This is a genomic window from Enterobacter sp. AC1 (genome assembly GCF_050434705.1).
In the GTDB taxonomy this organism is placed as follows: domain Bacteria; phylum Pseudomonadota; class Gammaproteobacteria; order Enterobacterales; family Enterobacteriaceae; genus Enterobacter; species Enterobacter cloacae_L.
The window spans coordinates 1-20,248 of record NZ_JBNDIZ010000003.1; the positions used below are offsets into that span (position 1 = coordinate 1).

Sequence of the window (20,248 nt, forward strand, 5' to 3'; positions counted from 1 at the left end):
ATAAACGGGTTCTTATGCCTTAGTTGTAAGTGTCTACCATGTCCCCGAACAAGTGTTCACTATGTCCCCGGACCGTACACCCTCAAGGGAGAGGGGGCCGTCTGAGCAGGCATCATTTTATGGGGATCCCTCAGCCCACCGGAGGCTGGACTCCCTTCCCTGTCTCCAACCTCCTGCTTTTGCTGAAATTTAACAAATCAGATCTTGCTCCCAATGATTAACCCTACAACGTGTAATGATTTATTTAATTACATAATCATTGACGAGGGAGCATCATGATCACCATTGAGTTTGTTGTCATTCTCCTCTGCCTGCTGACGGGTACACGTTTCGGCGGGATGGGGCTTGGGTTAATAAGCGGTATTGGTCTATTTATTTTATGTTTTGTCTTTGGCCTGCAGCCGGGCAAGCCGCCGGTCGACGTTATGCTGACTATTCTCGCGGTGATTGGCTGCGCGGCTACCCTGCAAACGGCGGGCGGCCTCAACGTCATGATGCAGTTTGCCGAACGTCTGCTGCGCAAACACCCGCAGCACATCACCCTGCTCGCCCCGTTTACCACCTGGATGCTCACCTTCCTGTGCGGAACCGGGCACGTGGTGTACACCATGTTTCCCATCATTGCGGATATCGCGCTGAAAAAAGGGATCCGCCCGGAGCGCCCAATGGCCGTGGCATCGGTGGCATCGCAGATGGCGATTACGGCCTCCCCCGTTTCCGTTGCCGTCGTGTCGCTGGTCTCCATCCTGGCGGCCCAGCATGGGATCGGTCACGCGTGGGGGATACTTGAAATACTCGCCGTGTCGGTTCCCGCTTCCCTTTTCGGCGTGGCCATTGCGGCCCTGTGGAGCTTGCGCCGCGGAAAAGATCTGGCTGACGACGCAGAGTTTCAGGAAAAGCTGAAAGATCCAAAGCAGCGCGAGTTTATCTATGGCGGAACGGAGACGTTAATGGATCAACGTTTCCCAAAACAGGCCTACTGGTCCACGTGGATTTTCTTTGCCGGTATTGCCGTGGTCGTTCTGCTGGGAGCATTTCCTGAACTGCGCCCCGCCTTTGAACTGAAGGGCAAAATGACGGCGCTGTCGATGAACCTTGTCATCCAGATGATGATGCTGATTGCGGGCGCCGTGATGCTGATGGCCTGCAAGGTCAATGCGTCCGCGATTTCAAACGGCGCGGTGTTCAAGGCAGGAATGGTCGCGATCTTCTCGGTGTTCGGCGTGGCGTGGATGAGCGATACCTTTTTCCAGGCGCATCTCGACGAGCTAAAGCTGGCGCTGGAAGGCGTGGTGAAAAGCCACCCGTGGACGTATGCGATTGTCCTGTTTCTGGTGTCAAAACTGGTGAACAGCCAGGCGGCTGCGCTGACGGCCGTTGCGCCGATGGGTCTGATGTTGGGCATCGATCCGAAAATGCTGATCGCCTTTTTCCCGGCCTCATACGGCTATTTTGTCCTGCCGACCTATCCGAGCGATTTGGCCTGCATCGGCTTTGACCGTTCCGGCACCACCCGCATCGGCAAATTTATCATCAACCACAGCTTTATTTTGCCGGGGCTGATTGGGGTAAGCTGCGCGTGCGCGGCGAGCTACCTGCTGGTCCAGACATTCTTTTAGCGGCATCAACGGGCGACACAGACTGTCGCCCATCTGCCCGCTTTAGTGGGACTCACCCTGCGGCGTGAATCGCAGTTCAATCAGCGCAATAGCCTTCTGGATCGCACGAAGCGTAACCGGGTCAGCGGCAGCAGGATGGCTGGCGAAATCGATGTTTTTCAGCTGTGTAGACATCTTCTCGCGCACTTCAACCGGCGCAATCACGTCCAGAACATCAAGGATTTGTTTGATAACCAGCTGGCATGCAACAACGTCAGACACCAGCTCCTGATCGGCGCTCAGGTTTTGTGACATGGGGGCGTTCTCCTTATTTAAAGGCCGCCATAGTAGCAAAACGCAGCCCCTTTCATCTCCCCTTCGTCGTCTGCAAAGACAAAAAAACCTGCCGAAGCAGGTTTTTTTATCAGAACATGGCGCCCGGCGGCACGTCTTTGAACGTGCGGCAGTAATTGGCCCACATGCTTTTCAGGATTTTGCGCAGTTTCACGATGAGGCTCCATTAACTTGTTATACAACTTTATTATCAACGTGCCTATAATATGACCATCGTCACAAAAATCAATATTTTTGTGATGCCCATCACAATTTTTCCGGCATGTGGCCTGATAGTGTTCATCTCTGACCCGTTGCGAAGAGTGAGGGCAGATTGTCCGGCTATTCCAGGCATTGCTGCGGGCATCTGCGGGTACGATAACGTATTTCCATCCACTCAGAGCGAACCATGAAAAGAGTCATTGTAGCCGGCACGCTCCTGCTGCTCGCAGGGTGCAGTATTAACCGCCAGGCTGAAGTCAGCAGCCTCGACGCGCCGAACGGCATCGTCCGCCTCAACTACGGCCAGGCAGTGCTGCAAAATGCGTATTCCGATGAGTATGTGAATAACGGCACGGCGGCAAAAGCGTGTCAGAGCATGGGGTATGCCACTGCTTCAGCGTATGGTCAGCCCATCAAAACCTGCACCCTGACCAGCGGCGCGTTGTGTCTGAACGAGAGCGTGACCATCCAGTACAAATGTATGGGGTATGCCGTTAACCCTAAGTCAAATAATCCGTGGTATTGATCAAGGCTGCCAGCGTTTGCTGGCGGTTTATTTTATTACGAACAAAAACAATTCTCATTAATAAATATAAATATCGCCAATGCGTTTTATTCCCATTCGTATTTTAAATAAAGAAATAATTATTTTACGTTTTGCAAATAATTAAATAACAAATTATAGTGTCGCTCATTGTGAACCAGAAATAATAACCCGGAGCGCCACCATGCTGAAAACTGAAATGATCGACAAGCTCAACGCACAAATGAACCTTGAGCTTTTTTCGTCTCTCCTCTACCAGCAGATGAGCGCCTGGTGTAGCTACCACAGCTTCGAAGGCGCAGCTGCGTTTCTGCGTCGTCACGCTCAGGAAGAGATGACCCATATGCAGCGTCTGTTTGATTATCTGACAGATACGGGCAGCCTGCCGCGCATTGAAACCGTGACATCCCCTTTTGCTGAATATAATTCTCTCGACGAACTGTTCCGCGCCACCTACGAGCACGAGCAGCTGATCACGCAGAAAATCAACGAACTGGTTCATGCCGCTATGACCAGCCAGGATTATCCCACCTTTAATTTCCTGCAGTGGTACGTCGCAGAACAGCACGAAGAAGAGAAGCTGTTTAAATCCGTTCTGGATAAATTATCTCTGGTGGGTAAATCAGGCGAAGGTCTTTACTTTATTGATAAAGAACTTTCCACTCTGGATACGCAGAATTAATATCAATGCGGTGCTGCTTTCCGGCACCGCGTTAATTTACCCTTCCCCCTCATCACCTCCCTTTTATTTCCTGTACGCCTTGTTTACGTCACGCCTGACCCTTGCCCCACGTCGGACTGGCGGCAGCGCAATGCGTAAACCTTGCATTACACCCCTTGTAACGGTGGTTTGACGAATTACTGCTTTTGCCTTACTCTGCGCCGCAGATTTTGTTGCGGTTAAGCGTCGTTGTAGAGGAAAGCGTGAAAAACAGAACCCTGGGAAGTATTTTTATCGTCGCCGGAACGACAATTGGCGCAGGAATGCTGGCAATGCCCCTGGCGGCCGCAGGCGTGGGATTTGGCATGACCCTGCTGCTGCTGGGTACGCTCTGGGCCTTGATGTGTTACACCGCCCTGCTGCTGCTTGAGGTTTACCAGCACGTGCCCGCCGACACCGGCCTGGGTTCACTTGCGGCACGCTACCTGGGACGTTACGGCCAGTGGATCACCGGCTTTAGCATGATGTTCCTGATGTATGCCCTGACCGCCGCCTACATCAGCGGCGCCGGGGAGTTGATCGCCTCCAGCGTTAATGACTGGTTCGGCTCTGACATTACCCCTGCGACGGGGGCTATCTTCTTTGCGCTCATCGGCGGCGGCGTGGTCTGCGTGGGGACATCGCTGGTCGATCTGTTTAACCGTTTTCTGTTCAGCGCCAAAATTCTGTTCCTGATTGTCATGCTGGTCCTGCTGGCGCCGCATGTACATAAGGTCAACCTGCTGACGCTGCCGCTGGAAAAAGGGCTGGCGCTTTCCGCCATCCCGGTCATCTTCACCTCGTTTGGCTTCCACGGCAGCGTGCCGAGCATCGTCAGCTATATGAACGGCGATATTCGCAAGCTGCGCCGCGTCTTTGTCATCGGCAGCGCGATCCCGCTGATCGCCTATATTTTCTGGCAGCTGGTCACGCTGGGCAGCATTGACTCTTCAACCTTTATTGGGCTGATGGCCCAGCACGCGGGCCTGAACGGTTTTCTGCTGGCACTGCGCGAGGTCGTCACCTCCCCGCACGTTGAGCTGGCGGTACACCTGTTTGCCGACCTGGCGCTGGCGACCTCGTTCCTGGGCGTGGCGCTTGGCCTGTTTGATTACCTGGCCGATCTGTTCCAGCGTCGCAATACCGCCGCCGGGCGCTTACAGACCGGGGCAATTACCTTCCTGCCGCCGCTGGCATTCGCGCTATTTTATCCGCGCGGGTTTGTGATGGCTCTGGGATACGCAGGGGTGGCGCTGTCGGTTCTTGCTCTGCTCCTCCCTTCCCTGCTGGCATGGAAGAGCCGCCTGCAGCATCCGCAGCAGGGATACCGCGTGGCGGGGGGCAAACCGCTGCTGTGCGTTGTGTTTGCCTGTGGAGTGGTGATTATTCTGGTGCAGGTGTTGATTGCAGCGGGAATGCTGCCGGAAGTGGGTTAAATAAAAAAGGGGCTATCATCAGCCCCTTTTTTTATCAGTGCAAACAGCAGCTCTTAAACTTCTTCCCGCTGCCGCAGGGACACGGATCGTTACGCCCAACCTTGGTGCCGTTCACCGTCGGCTTCTTCACTTCCGGCTGCTGCGGGTTGTTGACCCAGTAGTTATACAAGCGCAGCGCCGCAGGCTGAATATGCTCAATGCTGGCCATATAGTCTTCTTCGGTCAGCGCATCCAGCTTTTCGCTGTTCTCTTCCGTACCGTGCAGCGCAATCACATCAAGATCGGCCTTCAGCGCTTCCGGCAAGGCTGACCAGTCCGTCAGCGCCACGCCGCGCATGTAGCCGTAGCACCACTCTTCCACAACGGTATAGCTTTCACCGTCTACGTCGTTATACCCAAACATCGGTTCAAACTGATCCGGATATTCGCTCAGGCGCTCGGCAATATCGTTCATGTGCTTAAAGCAGAGATCGATAAAACGGTTCATCTCACGATCGTTTTTCCAGCGCGGAATGTATTTCTCGCCACCCCACACCGCCACCAGCCAGGCATCTGGCTCAACGACAACAGGGCCGGAAAGCACTGCGGTGAGCATGCCGTCCAGCTCGGATACGTCAATGACGGACGCATCATCATGACCGTAAGACATTAACGTCTCTTCAAGCCACGCCATTTCGCTTTCATTTAATGGGCCTTCAGTCATCGCTGACACTCCTGATAAAAAGGAAACGATCCTAACACATATCTCACGCCTCTCCGGGCGGAAGTTTAGGTCTTTATTGCTGCAAAAACGTGCAAATCGTGAGCATTGCACAACTTATGGGCTTTATTGTTAACGATATGTGATCTCCGCTGTAATTTCTTCTCCTCCCGCAGGGCGGCATAACGCGGCGCTCTATACTCAAACAGGTCATAGGCTCGTCAATGGGTTAACCATTCTGGCAACGTTTTTGCTTGCTGTTCTTCGCGCGATGCTGCGCAGGGAAACCTCGCCGTAATATGCAGGATGCCGTCTGTATCTTGTTCGTTTAGTGCATTTTGTTCTTGTTCGTGTTTTGGATTGGCTGCGCCGTCGGGCGTTCGGGTTTACGCCGTGGTGCAAAAACCTCTTTGCTAAGGAACATAATAATGTCGCTGAAATTTATCAGAACTCCTCTTTCTCTCGTGTTGGCCGGCTGCCTGGTGACGGCGTTTTCCGCCAGGGCCGATATTGTGATTGGCGTGGCCGGTCCGTTCACGGGTCCTAATGCCACCTATGGCGATCAGTACTGGCACGGCGCAACGCAGGCCGCTGAAGACATAAACGCCGCCGGCGGCATTAACGGTGAGAAGATCAAACTGGTTCAGGGCGATGACGCCTGCGAGCCTAAGCAGGCCGTGGCCGTCGCCAACCGTTTAGTTGACCAGGATAAAGTCAGCGCCGTGGTCGGCCATTTCTGCTCCTCTTCCACGATGCCCGCCTCCGAGGTATACAGCGATGCGGGGATCATCGCCATCACCCCCGGCTCGACCAACCCGCTGATTACCGAACGCGGCATGAGCGACATGTTCCGCATGTGCGGTCGAGATGACCAGCAGGGTCAGGTTGCCAGCGACTTCATCATCGACAAGCTTAAAGCCAAACGCGTGGTCATCATTCACGATAAAGACACCTATGGGCAAGGTCTGGCTGATGCTACCAAAGCGGCGCTGGCAAAACGCGGTGTTCAGGATGTGATGTACGAGGGTCTCTCGCGCGGTGAAAAAGACTTCAACGCGCTGGTCACCAAAATTGGCGCACAAAAACCGGACGTGGTGTTCTTCGGCGGATGTCATCCGGAAGCCGGCCCGCTGGTTCGCCAGATGCGTGAACAGGGCGTGCAGGCGAAATTCTTCTCAGGCGACTGTATCGTCAACGAAGAGATGGTCACCGCCGCGGGCGGCCCGCAGTACACCAACGGCATTTACATGACCTTCGGTAAAGATCCGCGCCTGATCCCGGATGGTAAAGCGGTTATCGAGAAATTCCGCGCCGGTAAATTTGAGCCGGAAGGTTACACCCTCTACTCCTATGCTTCCGTACAGGCGATTGCTGCGGCCTTCAAGGCCACCGGCGGCAAGGACTCAGCCAAAGCCAGCGAGTGGCTGAAAGCCAACTCCGTCGACACGGTGATGGGCAAAAAAGCCTGGGACAGCAAAGGCGACCTGAAGGTCTCTGACTATGTGGTTTACCAGTGGGACGACAAAGGAAAATATAAGGAAGTGCAGTAACGGGACGGAGTCACGCTCAACGTCGGCGGGCCTGCCTGCCGGCGCGTAATAAACATCAGGCTGCGCGGCTCGCGCAGCCTATAAAACGAGCGCGCTAAAATGAGTACATTCTTCCTGCAACAGTTAATCAATGGCTTAACGCTGGGCTCCGTCTACGGCCTGATCGCCATCGGCTACACCATGGTGTACGGCATTATCGGCATGATTAATTTCGCCCACGGCGAAGTGTATATGATTTCCGCCTATCTCTGCGCCATTGGCCTGGCGCTGCTCTCCTTCTTCGGCCTGCAGTCGTTCCCGCTGCTGATCCTCGGGACGCTGGTGTTCACCATTGTGGTAACCGGCGTGTACGGCTGGACTATCGAGCGTATCGCCTACAAGCCGCTGCGAAACTCCACGCGCCTGGCGCCGCTTATCTCCGCCATCGGAATGTCGCTTATCCTGCAAAACTACGCGCAGCTGAGCCAGGGCCCGCGCCAGCAGGGGGTGCCAACCATGCTGGACGGCGTTATTCGACTGCATCTGGGCGACGGGTTTGTTCAGATAACCTACACCAAAGTATTTATTCTGCTCGCCTCGTTTGCCGGCATGCTGGTGCTCACCTGGATAATCAACCATACCCGGCTGGGGCGGATGTGCCGCGCGGTGCAGCAGGATCGAAAAATGGCCTCCATTCTGGGCATTAACACCGACCGGATCATTTCGCTGGTCTTTGTCATCGGCGCGGCGATGGCCGGCCTGGCGGGCGTGCTGATCACCATGAATTACGGCACCTTTGATTTCTACGTCGGGTTTGTGATCGGCATAAAAGCCTTTACGGCGGCGGTACTGGGCGGCATCGGTTCTCTGCCCGGCGCGATGCTCGGCGGCCTTATCCTCGGCGTGGCGGAAGCGCAGTTCTCGGGCATGGTGAACTCCGACTATAAGGATGTCTTCTCGTTTGGGCTGCTGGTCATGATCCTGATTTTCCGTCCCCAGGGGCTGCTTGGGCGCCCGATTGTGGCCAAAGTGTGAGGGAGAACGACATGGTATCGCACGCTTTTTCGCTTAAACGCTGCATTCTGGACGCGATTTTTTCCGGGCTGATTGCGCTGATTATCTTCGGCCCCATTGCGGGCGTGGTGCTGGACGGGTACAGCTTTCACTTCGCCGGCCAGCGCCTGGCCTGGATGGTCGGCATTGTAATGCTGGGCCGTTTTCTGTTGAGCGCTTTTTTAGGTACCCCTGCCGGCGCCCGTTTCCAGGCGCGCTTCGAAGCCAACAGCGCAGGCGTGTATGTCCGTCCACCGGAATACAAAAGCCGCATGCGCTGGATTATTCCTCTGGTGATTACCCTTGCGGTTTGCTTCCCGTTTGTCGCCACCAAATATGTGCTGACCGTCGCCATCCTCGGGCTGATCTACGTGCTTCTGGGTCTCGGGCTGAACATCGTCGTGGGTCTGGCCGGCCTGCTGGACCTGGGATACGTCGCTTTCTACGCGATTGGCGCTTACGGCCTGGCGCTGGGGTACCAGTATCTCGGCTTGGGCTTCTGGAGCATGCTGCCGCTGGCGGCAATCATGGCCGCCGCCGCGGGTGCCCTGCTCGGCTTCCCGGTGCTGCGCATGCACGGTGACTATCTGGCCATCGTCACTCTTGGGTTCGGGGAGATTATTCGCCTGATCCTGAACAACTGGCTGACCTTAACCGGCGGGCCTAACGGCGTGTCGGCCCCTCCCCCCACCTTCTTCGGTCTGGAATTTGGTCGGCGCGCGAAAGAAGGTGGGGTGCCGTTTCACGAGTTCTTCCACCTGACCTACAACCCGAACATGAAATTTATCTTTATCTACGCGGTGCTGTTTCTGGTGGTGATGCTGGTGCTCTATATCAAGCACCGCCTGACGCGAATGCCGATTGGCCGGGCGTGGGAAGCCCTGCGTGAAGACGAAATTGCCTGTCGCTCAATGGGGCTGAATCATGTTCTGGTCAAGCTGTCGGCGTTTACGCTGGGCGCGTCGACCGCGGGCATTGCCGGGGTGTTCTTCGCGACCTACCAGGGGTTCGTAAACCCAACCTCATTCACGTTTTTTGAATCCGCGCTGATCCTCGCCATCGTCGTGCTGGGCGGCATGGGCTCGACGCTGGGCGTGGTGCTGGCTGCCTTTGCGCTCACGGTCACGCCAGAACTGCTGCGCAGTTTTGCAGAGTACCGCGTCCTGCTGTTTGGCATGCTCATGGTGGTGATGATGATCTGGCGTCCACGCGGTTTGATCCGCATTAACCGCAGCGGGTTTGCCGTGCGTAAGGGCGTCGCGCCATGAACGAAACGATATTGCGCGTTGAACACCTGATGATGCACTTCGGCGGGATTAAAGCGCTAAACGACGTCAATCTCGACGTTCAGCGCGGGTCAATTACCACCCTTATTGGGCCCAACGGAGCGGGAAAAACTACCGTGTTTAACTGCCTGACGGGCTTCTACCGAGCCTCGGGCGGCAACATTTTATTTAATACCCGCAATAAAACGACCAACGTCATTCAGGTACTCGGACAAAAATTCCAGCCCGGCGACTGGATCCATCCCGCCCAGTTAGGGCAGCGTCTTTTCTACAAAATGTTTGGCGGAACGCACCTGGTCAACCGCGCAGGGCTGGCCCGCACGTTTCAAAATATCCGCCTTTTTCGCGAGATGTCGGTGGTGGAAAACCTGCTGGTCGCACAGCATATGCGCGTAAACCGCAATCTGCTCGCCGGGATCTTAAATACGCCTTCATACCGTCGGGCGGAAAGCGATGCCCTGGACCGGGCCTTCTACTGGCTGGAAGTGGTGGATCTGGTGGAGTGCGCCAATCGCCTGGCGGGAGAGATGTCGTACGGCCAGCAGCGGCGTCTGGAAATTGCGCGAGCAATGTGCACCGGGCCGGAAATGATCTGCTTGGATGAACCCGCTGCCGGGCTTAACCCGGTTGAAACGCACAAGCTGAGCAGCATTATTCGCTTTCTGCGGGATCGCCATGACATCACGGTATTACTGATTGAACACGATATGGGGATGGTGATGGAGATTTCAGACGACATTATCGTACTCGACCACGGCGATGTGATTGCCAGAGGAAAACCCGAGCAGATCCAGCATGATGAAAAGGTGATTGCCGCCTACCTGGGCACTGACGAAAGCGAGGTCACCCTATGAGCGAACCGCTGCTGGCATTTCGCGAAGTGGATGTGTTCTACGGCGTCATTCAGGCGCTGAAACAGGTATCTCTCGAGGTCAATAAAGGTGAAACCGTGGCGCTGATTGGCGCAAACGGAGCCGGGAAATCGACGCTGCTGATGTCCATCTTTGGCCAGCCCCGTATCCGCAACGGGCAGATCCTTTTCAGTGGTGAGGATATCAGCCATAAATCCACCCACTACGTCGCCTCCGGCGGCATTGCGCAGGCACCTGAGGGACGACGTATCTTTCCCGATATGACCGTTGAAGAGAACCTGCTGATGGGCACCATCCCCATCGGCAGCCAGTTTGCCGCTGACGATATGCAAACCATGTTTGACCTCTTCCCTCGCCTGAAAGAGCGTCGAAAGCAGCGCGCAATGACGATGTCCGGCGGTGAACAGCAGATGCTGGCGATCGCCCGGGCGCTGATGAGCCGTCCGAAGCTGCTGCTGCTGGATGAACCGAGCCTGGGCTTAGCCCCAATAGTGGTGAAACAGATCTTCCAGACGCTGCGCGAGCTGGCCCGTAGCGGGATGACCATTTTTCTGGTGGAGCAGAATGCGCATCACGCGTTGAAGCTGTCTGACCGCGGTTACGTGATGGTCAATGGACAGATCCGGCTAAGCGGCAGCGGTGAGGAATTGCTGGGCAATCAGGAGGTCAGGAAGGCTTATTTGGGCGGGGTATGATTTGATACGAAAGGAACCGTTAAAAATATTTTCATATAAATAACAATGAGATATTCACTAAAAGTATAGCACGCAATGCCTTGAGAAGGTCTGAGTTTGTTGATTTATTAGTCTCTGACAATCACGTTAAACTCACTGAAAAGGAGCGTTCAGAATGGCTATACCCGCATACCTTTGGCTTAAAGATGACGGTGGCGCAAACATCAAAGGGTCTGTCGATGTTCAATACCGTGAAGGTAGTATTGAGGTTTTATCGTTCGGTCATGGTTTGCACATTCCAACCGATGGCAATACGGGGAAACTAACCGGCACCCGCATCCACTCCCCACTAACAATCGAAAAAGAGTTTGATTCATCCTCTCCTTACCTTTACCGGGCTGTAGCAACTGGCCAGACCCTAAAATCAGCTGAAATCAAATGGTACCGTGTCAACGATGCAGGGCAGGAAGTTGAGTATTTCAACATGCTTTTAGAAAATGTGAAAATCGTAGGGATAACGCCTGTTATGCATAACGTAAAAAATCCCTCAAGGGAAAACACAACCATCTTGAGGCGATAGAGCTGCGTTACGAGAAAATCACCTGGAAGCACTGCGACGGGAATATCCAGTTTACAGACGGCTGGAATATTCGGGTTACAGCATGATTATTGCCCGCTACGCATTGAATGGCTTACCGTCATCTATCCTTACAGTTCCAGGTGTAGGAAACTTTCCGGCATTCTCTGGTCAACTCTACGGCAGAAACAATCCGACGATGGTAAGCAAGCCAGAAATCGGTCCGATACCGCCCGGACGGTACTTCATTGTGAACCGACAGAGTGGGGGCAGGTTAGGAAGCTTAAATGATTTTGCCCTTAAAAATGTTTATGGCACCGATCGCTCAACCTGGTTTGCCCTATATAAAGATGACTGGCAAATAGATGATCAAGTGTTTGTTGAAGGAGTGAGGCGCGGGCATTTTCGACTTCATCCTATTGGCCCGAGGGGGTTAAGCGAAGGATGTATAACCCTGCTCCATCTGAGTGACTTTGACTATCTCCGTGACGCCCTCATGAAAACAACCATGATGCCGGTACCTTGCACGAGCTTTAAAGCTTACGGGACAATAACTGTAACATGAGGACTTTTATAGAAATCCTTTTTAGCCTCGCAATCGGCCTTATCAGCTTTGTTTTATATACGCGATGGCTTTTTATTTTGATACCTGCCGAATGGGCTTATACAGTGATGGATCATTTCGGCACACACGGGATAGAAGAATTGGAGGATACGTTAGTAGATATCGCCTCTTTGATTGGATTGCTTCCGGCGATTCTTACTGGTTTGTTAGTAAGGAAAGTAGTAAAACGAATGTGATTTATGAGCCTTCAGGCGTAGAGCCTCGAAGGCTTTTTTGACTCGGAAACGGAAAATGGCACAGTGAAAATGCTGAAGTAACGCAAATGAAATAAAAAACCACCTTTCGGTGGTTTATACGACACTGCTTATCATTGATTTTATTCTAGTTTTCCCATGGTAGCCGGAGTGGGACTTGAACCCACACAGCGCGAACGCCGAGGGATTTTAAATCCCTTGTGTCTACCGATTCCACCATCCGGCCAGGGAAGAAAGTGGAGGCGCGTTCCGGAGTCGAACCGGACTAGACGGATTTGCAATCCGCTACATAACCGCTTTGCTAACGCGCCGTTAAATCTTTCAAACTGACACCCGCTACTGCGCATGTCTTTAATCTGGAGCGGGAAACGAGACTCGAACTCGCGACCCCGACCTTGGCAAGGTCGTGCTCTACCAACTGAGCTATTCCCGCATGTCATCAAGTTAACTTCTAAACACTTGATTTCATTATCGTCCGGCTTGCTGTGCCGCCGTTCGATGCGTTGCATTCTACTGATATGACGTTATGAGTCAACGTTATTTTTTGCATCCCCGGATCGTTTGCTGAAAATTACGGCGAAACGATCACTGATCAAGCAAATCCCCGCGCGCAGCGTTCAAATACTGCAGCATTGACCACAGCGTCAGCACTGCCGCCACCCACAGCAGACCAATTCCCGCCCATTCAACCCAGGCGTTCGGACGCCAGAGCATCCAGACCAGCGCCGCCATCTGCGCGGTCGTTTTCACTTTACCAATCCAGGAGACCGCCACGCTGCTGCGTTTGCCCAGTTCAGCCATCCACTCGCGCAGCGCGGAGATGATGATCTCACGGCCGATCATGGTTGCTGCCGGCAGCGTTACCCACCAGGTATGATAGTGCTCGGCCACCAGCACCATCGCGATAGCGACCATGACTTTATCCGCTACCGGATCGAGGAAGGCACCGAAACGGGTGCTTTGGTTCCAGCGGCGGGCCAGATAGCCATCGAACCAGTCGGTGACCGCTGCAATCAGGAAGATCAGTGCGCAGGCAAAAGGTGCCCAGACGACCGGCAGGTAAAACGCCAGTACAAAGAACGGGATGAGTACAACACGAAAGAGGGTGAGCAACGTAGGGATATTATATTGCATAGTAACGGTAACTATTTGTTGTCAGTAAAATTTAGCTCTATGTTGCTACAGAGCCCTCAATGTTTCAACGAGTAGTAGATCTTTTCTGCCAGCCCTTGCGAAATACCCGGCACTTTTGCAATTTCCTCCATGCTGGCGTTGAGTAATCCTTGCAATCCGCCCATATACTTCAGCAGCATCTGCCGACGCTTCGGCCCCACGCCTTCAATCGTTTCCAGGGTACTGGTATTTTTCACCTTCGCCCGTTTTTTACGGTGGCCGCTGATGGCATGGTCGTGCGACTCATCGCGAATATGCTGGATGACGTGCAGCGCCGGGGAGTCTGGCGGCAGGCTAAAGCCCTCACCTTCCGGCTCAAAAAACAGTGTCTCCAGGCCGGCCTTACGATCGGCCCCTTTAGCGACACCCAGCAGCAGCGGATGGTTTTTATCCCAGCTGACGTCAAGCGATTCAAATACCGCTTTCGCCTGGCCAAGCTGCCCTTTCCCACCGTCAATCAGGATCACATCCGGGATCTTGCTCTCTTCAATGGCTTTACCATAGCGACGACGCAGCACCTGATTCATCGCCGCATAGTCATCGCCCGGCGTGATGCCGGTGATGTTGTAGCGACGGTACTCGGCGCGCAGCGGACCATTGGCATCAAACACCACGCAGGACGCAACCGTCTGTTCACCCATCGTATGGCTGATGTCGAAACACTCCATACGCCTCACTTCCGGCAGCTTCAGCAGCGTCGCCAGGGCCGTTAAGCGCTGGTTCACCGTCGATTGCTGAGACAGTTTCGTCGTGAGCGCCGTCGCCGCGTTGGTCCGCGCCAGCTTCAGGTAACGCGCCCTGTCGCCGCGCGGCTTGGTTTGTACATTGACCCGACGGCCGGCAAGTTCGGAAAGCGAATCGGCCAGCAGGGTTTTATCGTCGAGATTGAAATCAAGCAGGATCTCAGAAGGCAGCGTGCGCATCTGACTTCCCTGCAGATAGAACTGGCCGACAAAGGTTTCCACCACTTCACCCAGCTCGGTGCCGCCAGGCACTTTCGGGAAATAGCTGCGGCTGCCGAGCACTTTGCCCTGGCGAATAAAGAGAACGTGCACGCAGGCCATCCCGGCGTCGAAGGACACCCCGATGACGTCGAGATCGTCACCGGTATTTGAGACAAACTGTTTCTCAGTGACTCTGCGCACCGCCTGGATCTGGTCGCGGATTCGCGCGGCCTCTTCGAACTCAAGGGCGGCGCTGGCTTTTTCCATCCGTTCGATCAGCTGCGTTAACACCTGATCGTCTTTTCCGGCTAAAAACAGGCGCACATACTCCACCTGCTGCGCATACTCTTCTTCACTTACCAGCCCGGCAACGCAGGGCCCCAGGCAGCGCCCAATCTGATACTGCAGGCACGGGCGGGAGCGGTTACGGTAGACGCTGTTTTCACACTGGCGGATCGGGAAGATTTTTTGCAGCAGCGCCAGCGTTTCGCGCACGGCGTAGCCGTTAGGAAACGGCCCAAAATATTCACCCTTCGCATGTTTAGCACCGCGGTGCATGGCAAGGCGCGGATGGGTGTCGCCGCTGAGAAAGATAAACGGATAGGATTTATCATCACGCAACAGGACGTTATAGCGCGGCTGGTAGAGCTTTATATAGTTGTGCTCAAGCAGCAGCGCTTCTGTCTCCGTGTGCGTGACGGTAACATCGATATTCTGAATGAGTGAGACCAGCGCTTCGGTCTTACGGGAAGCAAGGTTGCTGCGAAAGTAGCTGGAGAGGCGTTTTTTTAGATCTTTGGCCTTCCCCACGTAGATAACCGTACCGCCAGCGTCATACATGCGATAGACGCCAGGCTGGCTGGTTACGGTTTTTAGAAATGCTTTTGAATCGAACACATCACTCACTGACTTAACAACGTCTCCGCATTACATAAACCATGTCGGATGGCCAGATGCGTCAGTTCAACATCACCATGAATGTTCAGTTTACTGAACATTCGGTAACGATAGCTGTTCACCGTTTTCGGGCTGAGATTCAGCTGTTCCGAGATCTCATTCACCTTCTGACCTTTGGTGATCATCAGCATAATCTGCAATTCACGCTCGGACAAACTGGCAAACGGCGATTCGGTTTTCTCGGGCTCGATCTGGCTCAGCGCCATCTGCTGAGCAATGTCGGAAGCAATGTAGCGCTGCCCGGCAAACACGGAACGGATAGCATTAACCACTTCCTGGGGTGCAGCACCTTTACTCAGGTAACCCGCGGCGCCCGCCTGCATCACTTTCGCAGGCAGTGGATTCTCGGTATGCACGGTCAGCATGATGACTTTCGTATCAACAAAGGTACGCGCGATTTTGCGCGTTGCTTCAAGACCACCGATACCGGGCATGTTCATATCCATCAGTACCACGTCGGCGGAGTTTGTGCGGCACCATTTTACGGCATCTTCGCCACAGCACGCCTCACCGGCAACTTTAATACCTTTAATATCTTCAAGAATGCGTCGTATCCCTGCGCGCACCAGTTCGTGGTCATCAACAAGAAGGACGTTGATCAAAGGAAATGTCTCCAGAATAGGGATAACGCTACTGAGTGATAATTTGGTTTATATTAACGGTTTTCCTCACAAGATTAAAACGTTAAAAAACCGGCTATTCGATTTCGCTCTCGTTTTTGGAAATTAGCCTGTACAGTCCCTGGAAAGAGAGTCCGTACATACAGGGCTGTTGCGGCTTTTTTTAAGCATCTGTATTCAAAAAGTTACAAAAACCCTGCACGCTTGAGCTGCAAAAAAACAGCTCTCAAATTTTTGTAACAATAATTAACGACAAGCGAACCGGACATAAACAATTAATTGCCATATACAGCGGCTCAGTTTACCGGCTCGCTCTGTTTACGCAATTAAACATCCGCGTAAAAGTACGAAAAACAACCGCTGCATTTTTTGCGTCAGCTTGTGGTATACTCCGCCGCCTTGACTTTCGTCGTCGCGTTTTAGCGCCGTTAAATAATGAGGAAAATAAATGAGCACACCTGAATTTGCCACTGCGGAGAATAACCAGGAACTGGCACAGGAAGTAAACTGCCTGAAAGCGCTGCTGACGCTGATGCTGCAGGCGATGGGCCAGGCTGACGCCGGTCGTGTGATCATTAAAATGGAAAAACAAATCGCGGAGATGGAAGACCAGGCTGAATCTGCGGTATTTGCGAACACCGTTAAGCAGATCAAACAAGCCTACCGCCAGTAACAAAAAACGGCTGAATGCAGGGCATTCAGCCGTTATCTCGTCTGTCACGCAGAACGTCTTATCTACTCAAATCACTCCCGTAGCCGCCGCGTAGCACGCAATCTGCGTTTTGTTTGGCGCATTGAATTTCTTCTGCATATTTTTTTGATGGAAGTTAACGGTATTCTCAGAGATTGAGAGAATGATCGCTATTTCCGCTGAGGTCTTCCCTTCCGCAGTCCATTTCAAAATTTCCCGCTCGCGTTTGCTGAATTTCATTTCGGGTGGCATGACCATCCCATCTTCAAAACGCATCAGGGAGGTTAAGGCCATTTGCACCAGCATTTGCAACCGCAATTCTATTTCTTCACTGGCAAACGGTCCTTCCAGGACACTAGTACGGGAAACCGACAGGAAGCCGAGCGCATGATTAGGCAGCATCAGGCACTGCGTTATTCCCGTGCGTAGTCCGTGATCCTGCGCGCCGTGCCATAATTCCTGTGCATCAGCGAATAATGCGTCTGTCCAGGGAAGATGGCCCTGAATGAAATTCTCCGGTTTTAAAACCGGATCAATAGCGAAATAGTTCGCGGATTGATATTGCGCCATCCACTGCTTTGGGTAAGTGGTCTGCACGGAGATCTTAGGCCGCGTAAATGGCACGGGATGGCGCACGCAGAGCGCGTAATAATCAAATTCCAGCGCCTGAGTTTGTCTCTGTAGTTCCTGATATACCTCGTCGGTACAGGTCAATTCCTGAAACCGGAGGGAGCAATCCCGTCGCCAGGTGAAAAAGTCTGAATCCTTCATACTTACTAAATGAAGCCTCTGAAAAGATAATCATTATTATGGTGAATATAACCTAACACAGAAAACTTATTTCTAACTACAAAATATCGGCAATAGCACAATTAACTTTACTATTGATAAGGTTTATCCGAGCAGGGCGGAATAAAAAAACATGGCACAGCGCGAAGAGGGAGAATAATTTGCCCCAGAGTAAATTTCTGGAGCAAATTAGTGCAAAAATGCTACTGCATGAGGAATTTTTCAAGGAACTGACGGGTTCGCGGCTGTTGAGGGTCAGCGAATAAGCGCTTCGCCGGTCCCTGCTCCACGATCCGTCCCTGGTCCATAAAAATGGCTCTGTCAGCTACGTCGCGTGCAAAGCTCATCTCATGGGTCACGATCACCATCGTCCGTTTTTCCTGTGCCAGCTGGCGAATGGTGTTAAGCACCTCCCCCACCAGCTCGGGATCGAGCGCAGAAGTTGGTTCATCAAAAAGGATCACGTCCGGGCGCATCGCCAGCGCGCGCGCTATCGCCACGCGCTGCTGTTGGCCCCCCGACAGGCGGCGCGGATAGCTGGTCTCTTTACCCGCCAGCCCAACTTTGGCGAGCAGTTCACGCGCGCGCGCCGTCGCCTCCTCTTTCGATTCACCCTTTACGATGACCGGCCCTTCAATAATGTTCTCCAGCACCGTACGGTGTGGAAAAAGGTTGAAGTTCTGGAAAACAAATCCGACGTGCTGGCGCAGGCGGCGGATCAAACCTTTCTGCTGGCTAATGGATTTCGCGGTATCAATCGTTATCTCCCCGACCCGAATAGTGCCGCCCTCCGGCTGTTCAAGCAGGTTTATGCTGCGCAGCAGCGTTGTCTTTCCCGACCCGCTCGGCCCAATAATCGCCACCACTTCACCCTGCTCAACTTCAAGATCGATCCCGTGGAGCACCGTTTGACCGTGGAATTTTTTCACCAGGTTTTTGACATCGATAGCACTCATTTTGGATCACGCTCCTGGCGGTTAAGCTGGTTTTCGAAATAGTTTTGCAGAGCAGACAGCACCGTCGCCATCACCCAGTAAATCAGCGAGGCGGCCAGATACATGGTAAAGACTTCAAGCGTGCGGGAGGTAATCAGCTGCGCCTGACGGAACAGCTCTGGTACCTGAATCGTTGCCGCCAGGGAGGTATCTTTCACCAGGCTAATGAAGCTGTTGCTGAGTGGTGGAAGCGCCACTCTGGCCGCCTGCGGCAGGATGGCGCGGCGCAGCGTCTGCCAGGGGGTCATACCGATACTGGCCGCCGCCTCCCACTGCCCTTTGTCAATGGAGGAGATGGCCGCGCGCAGGGTTTCAGAGGTGTACGCCGCGGTATTGAGCGACAGGCCAATCATCGCTGCGGGGATCGGATCCAGCTCGATACCAAACTGCGGTAAGCCATAGTAGATCATAAAGAGCTGGGCGATGAGCGGCGTACCGCGAAACACGGAGATATAAAAACGCGCCAGCCAGCGTACCGGCAGGATGGGTGACAGGCGCATTAAGGCCAGCACAAAGCCCAGCACCAGCCCGAAAAACATCCCACCAATACTGAGCTGTAATGTAAATACCGCGCCTTTCAGCAGATACGGCAGCGAATCAATAACCAGTTGAATACTTTCTTGCATTATTATTTTTCGACCTGATTTTTAGACATGAGGATGGTAGGCAAACAGCGCAGGCGCGCCGCCGGTATGGACAAATAAAATTGGCCCTTCATCCTTAAAGCGTTTCTGCGCAATGCCATCAATCAATCCGGCCATCGCTTTACCCGTATAAACCGGGTCGAGCAAAATACCCTCGAGGCGCGCCAGCAGCTTAACCGCTTCCATTCCCTCTTCGTTAGGCGTGCCGTAACCCGGCGCAAAGTAGTCATCCCAGAGCAGAATATCGGCCTTTGCCTTCAGCTCCAGCTGCCCGGCTACCGCCTGCTGTAAGGTCACCACTTTTGGCTTCTGGTCTGCCACGCTGCGGGATACCGTCACGCCAATCAGCTCGACGTCCGGCAGCAGCTGCTCCAGACCCACCGCCAGCCCGGCGTGCGTGCCCGCACTGCCAGACGCGACCACCACGGAGGAGAGGCTTACCGCGCCCTCGCACTGCTGCGCGATTTCCAGCGCGCTTTCCACATATCCCAGCGCGCCCAGCGCATTCGAACCGCCGACGGGAATAACGTAGGGACGAAAACCCTGCGCTTCCAGACGCGTCGCCAGCTCGTCAAGCTGGGCGGTCGGGTCGGTCAACGCGTCGACCATCTCAACCTGCACGTTAAACAGGTCCAGCAGCAGGCGGTTACCGTTGGTCAGATAGTTTTCTGCCCGCGTGCCAATCGGGTTTTCCAGCAACGCCACGCAGTGGAGCCCGAGTTTTGCCGCCACTGCCGCCGTCTGACGAACGTGGTTGGACTGAATGGCCCCGGCAGTGATGAGCGTATCAGCGCCCTCGCGCAGGGCATCCGCCGCCAGAAACTCCAGCTTGCGCAGCTTGTTGCCTCCCATGGCCATCGGCGTCACGTCGTCACGCTTAATAAAAATATCGCGGCCTAAATAATCAGAAAATCGCGGCAGATACTCCAGCGGCGTTGGCGCGCCGATAAACTCCAGGCGAGGAAAGCGCGTTAAATTCTGTAGTGGCATGGGTTCTCCGGTAACTCAGACAAATGTGATATTTTTTCATTATGCACGCAGACGCGTAAGAAATAAAAAAGGCGCTTTTAAAAGCGCCTTTTTTTACGTCAA

General features: G+C 53.8%; 21 protein-coding genes, 3 tRNA genes and 2 pseudogenes. 13 read left to right on the top strand and 13 right to left on the bottom strand.

Annotation, left to right across the window (positions count from 1 at the left end; translation table 11 throughout):
• The first annotated feature begins 275 nt into the window (after positions 1–275).
• Positions 276–1,619 carry an anaerobic C4-dicarboxylate transporter gene (locus M2433_RS09740; RefSeq protein ID WP_264437917.1) on the top strand — a complete coding sequence of 448 codons (1,344 nt, stop codon included), beginning with the start codon at positions 276–278 and terminating at the stop codon, positions 1,617–1,619.
• A 42-nt stretch (positions 1,620–1,661) separates the two neighbouring features.
• On the opposite strand, the gene M2433_RS09745 is transcribed toward M2433_RS09740, so the two are convergent.
• Both M2433_RS09745 and azuC read right to left on the bottom strand, forming a co-directional pair.
• Entirely contained in the window at positions 1,662–1,913 is a 252-nt protein-coding gene (locus M2433_RS09745) for a DUF2766 family protein (protein WP_008500405.1), read from the bottom strand.
• Between the two features lie 109 nt (positions 1,914–2,022).
• Positions 2,023–2,106 (bottom strand): stress response protein AzuC, encoded by an 84-nt coding sequence (azuC, locus tag M2433_RS09750; RefSeq protein WP_014884364.1) that lies wholly within the window; start codon positions 2,104–2,106, stop codon positions 2,023–2,025.
• A 234-nt stretch (positions 2,107–2,340) separates the two neighbouring features.
• Between azuC and yecR the strand changes: the two genes are divergently transcribed.
• The 3 genes from yecR (at position 2,341) to tyrP (ending at position 4,833) form a co-directional block, all read left to right on the top strand.
• Positions 2,341–2,679: a YecR family lipoprotein gene (gene yecR, locus M2433_RS09755; RefSeq protein WP_429054657.1), complete on the top strand. Its 339-nt coding sequence runs from the start codon at positions 2,341–2,343 to the stop codon at positions 2,677–2,679.
• A gap of 202 nt (positions 2,680–2,881) precedes the next feature.
• Positions 2,882–3,379 (top strand): non-heme ferritin, encoded by a 498-nt coding sequence (ftnA, locus tag M2433_RS09760; protein WP_023336146.1) that lies wholly within the window; start codon positions 2,882–2,884, stop codon positions 3,377–3,379.
• A 242-nt stretch (positions 3,380–3,621) separates the two neighbouring features.
• The gene (gene tyrP, locus M2433_RS09765; RefSeq protein WP_429054655.1) at positions 3,622–4,833 is read left to right on the top strand and encodes a tyrosine transporter TyrP; all 1,212 of its coding nucleotides are present in this window, start codon (positions 3,622–3,624) and stop codon (positions 4,831–4,833) included.
• Between the two features lie 34 nt (positions 4,834–4,867).
• On the opposite strand, the gene M2433_RS09770 is transcribed toward tyrP, so the two are convergent.
• Entirely contained in the window at positions 4,868–5,536 is a 669-nt protein-coding gene (locus M2433_RS09770) for a YecA family protein (RefSeq protein ID WP_429054654.1), read from the bottom strand.
• Between the two features lie 425 nt (positions 5,537–5,961).
• On the opposite strand from M2433_RS09770, the gene M2433_RS09775 reads away from it, so the two are divergent.
• The 7 genes and pseudogenes from M2433_RS09775 to M2433_RS09805 all read left to right on the top strand — a co-directional run bounded on the left by M2433_RS09775 (position 5,962) and on the right by M2433_RS09805 (position 12,089).
• Positions 5,962–7,083 (top strand): branched-chain amino acid ABC transporter substrate-binding protein, encoded by a 1,122-nt coding sequence (locus M2433_RS09775; protein ID WP_429054652.1) that lies wholly within the window; start codon positions 5,962–5,964, stop codon positions 7,081–7,083.
• A 99-nt stretch (positions 7,084–7,182) separates the two neighbouring features.
• Positions 7,183–8,097, top strand: a complete 915-nt coding sequence (locus M2433_RS09780; protein WP_047345968.1) for an ABC transporter permease subunit — start codon at positions 7,183–7,185, stop codon at positions 8,095–8,097.
• A gap of 11 nt (positions 8,098–8,108) precedes the next feature.
• Positions 8,109–9,383 carry a high-affinity branched-chain amino acid ABC transporter permease LivM gene (gene livM, locus M2433_RS09785; RefSeq protein WP_429054651.1) on the top strand — a complete coding sequence of 425 codons (1,275 nt, stop codon included), beginning with the start codon at positions 8,109–8,111 and terminating at the stop codon, positions 9,381–9,383.
• A complete protein-coding gene (locus tag M2433_RS09790; RefSeq protein ID WP_429054649.1) occupies positions 9,380–10,255 on the top strand; it encodes an ABC transporter ATP-binding protein in 876 nt (291 codons plus the stop codon). The genes livM and M2433_RS09790 overlap by 4 nt, the downstream gene beginning before the upstream one ends.
• Positions 10,252–10,968 (top strand): ABC transporter ATP-binding protein, encoded by a 717-nt coding sequence (locus tag M2433_RS09795; protein WP_429054648.1) that lies wholly within the window; start codon positions 10,252–10,254, stop codon positions 10,966–10,968. Before M2433_RS09790 ends, M2433_RS09795 begins: the two co-directional genes overlap by 4 nt.
• Positions 10,969–11,122: 154 nt before the next feature.
• Positions 11,123–11,613 (top strand): annotated as a pseudogene (locus M2433_RS09800) (Hcp family type VI secretion system effector).
• A complete protein-coding gene (locus M2433_RS09805) occupies positions 11,610–12,089 on the top strand; it encodes a DUF2778 domain-containing protein (RefSeq protein WP_059312423.1) in 480 nt (159 codons plus the stop codon). Before M2433_RS09800 ends, M2433_RS09805 begins: the two are co-directional and overlap by 4 nt.
• Before the next feature lie 393 nt (positions 12,090–12,482).
• Here the strand turns inward: M2433_RS09805 and M2433_RS09810 are convergent.
• From M2433_RS09810 to uvrY, 6 genes are all read right to left on the bottom strand, one after another.
• A tRNA-Leu gene (locus tag M2433_RS09810) sits at positions 12,483–12,569 on the bottom strand.
• A gap of 11 nt (positions 12,570–12,580) precedes the next feature.
• Positions 12,581–12,654, bottom strand: a tRNA-Cys gene (locus tag M2433_RS09815).
• 46 nt (positions 12,655–12,700) lie between these two features.
• A tRNA-Gly gene (locus tag M2433_RS09820) sits at positions 12,701–12,776 on the bottom strand.
• Between the two features lie 152 nt (positions 12,777–12,928).
• Positions 12,929–13,477 carry a CDP-diacylglycerol--glycerol-3-phosphate 3-phosphatidyltransferase gene (gene pgsA, locus M2433_RS09825; protein WP_008500348.1) on the bottom strand — a complete coding sequence of 183 codons (549 nt, stop codon included), beginning with the start codon at positions 13,475–13,477 and terminating at the stop codon, positions 12,929–12,931.
• A 56-nt stretch (positions 13,478–13,533) separates the two neighbouring features.
• Complete coding sequence (gene uvrC, locus M2433_RS09830; protein WP_429054646.1) at positions 13,534–15,366, bottom strand: excinuclease ABC subunit UvrC; 1,833 nt, start codon at positions 15,364–15,366, stop codon at positions 13,534–13,536.
• A complete protein-coding gene (gene uvrY, locus M2433_RS09835) occupies positions 15,363–16,019 on the bottom strand; it encodes a UvrY/SirA/GacA family response regulator transcription factor (protein WP_013096026.1) in 657 nt (218 codons plus the stop codon). Before uvrY ends, uvrC begins: the two co-directional genes overlap by 4 nt.
• A gap of 372 nt (positions 16,020–16,391) precedes the next feature.
• On the opposite strand from uvrY, the pseudogene M2433_RS09840 reads away from it, so the two are divergent.
• Positions 16,392–16,460, top strand: a pseudogene (locus tag M2433_RS09840) (hypothetical protein); the annotation flags it as partial.
• A 25-nt stretch (positions 16,461–16,485) separates the two neighbouring features.
• Positions 16,486–16,710 (top strand): DUF2594 family protein, encoded by a 225-nt coding sequence (locus M2433_RS09845; protein ID WP_008500345.1) that lies wholly within the window; start codon positions 16,486–16,488, stop codon positions 16,708–16,710.
• 66 nt (positions 16,711–16,776) lie between these two features.
• Here M2433_RS09845 and sdiA read toward each other — a convergent pair whose 3' ends face one another.
• The 4 genes from sdiA to dcyD form a co-directional block, all read right to left on the bottom strand.
• Complete coding sequence (gene sdiA, locus M2433_RS09850) at positions 16,777–17,499, bottom strand: transcriptional regulator SdiA (protein ID WP_429054643.1); 723 nt, start codon at positions 17,497–17,499, stop codon at positions 16,777–16,779.
• Positions 17,500–17,720: 221 nt separating this feature from the next.
• Positions 17,721–18,473, bottom strand: coding sequence for an L-cystine ABC transporter ATP-binding protein TcyN (tcyN, locus tag M2433_RS09855; RefSeq protein ID WP_047345975.1), 753 nt, complete (start codon positions 18,471–18,473; stop codon positions 17,721–17,723).
• Positions 18,470–19,138: a cystine ABC transporter permease gene (gene tcyL / locus M2433_RS09860; RefSeq protein ID WP_047345976.1), complete on the bottom strand. Its 669-nt coding sequence runs from the start codon at positions 19,136–19,138 to the stop codon at positions 18,470–18,472. Before tcyL ends, tcyN begins: the two co-directional genes overlap by 4 nt.
• Before the next feature lie 21 nt (positions 19,139–19,159).
• Positions 19,160–20,146, bottom strand: a complete 987-nt coding sequence (dcyD, locus tag M2433_RS09865; protein ID WP_429054642.1) for a D-cysteine desulfhydrase — start codon at positions 20,144–20,146, stop codon at positions 19,160–19,162.
• Between the last annotated feature and the right edge of the window lie 102 nt (positions 20,147–20,248).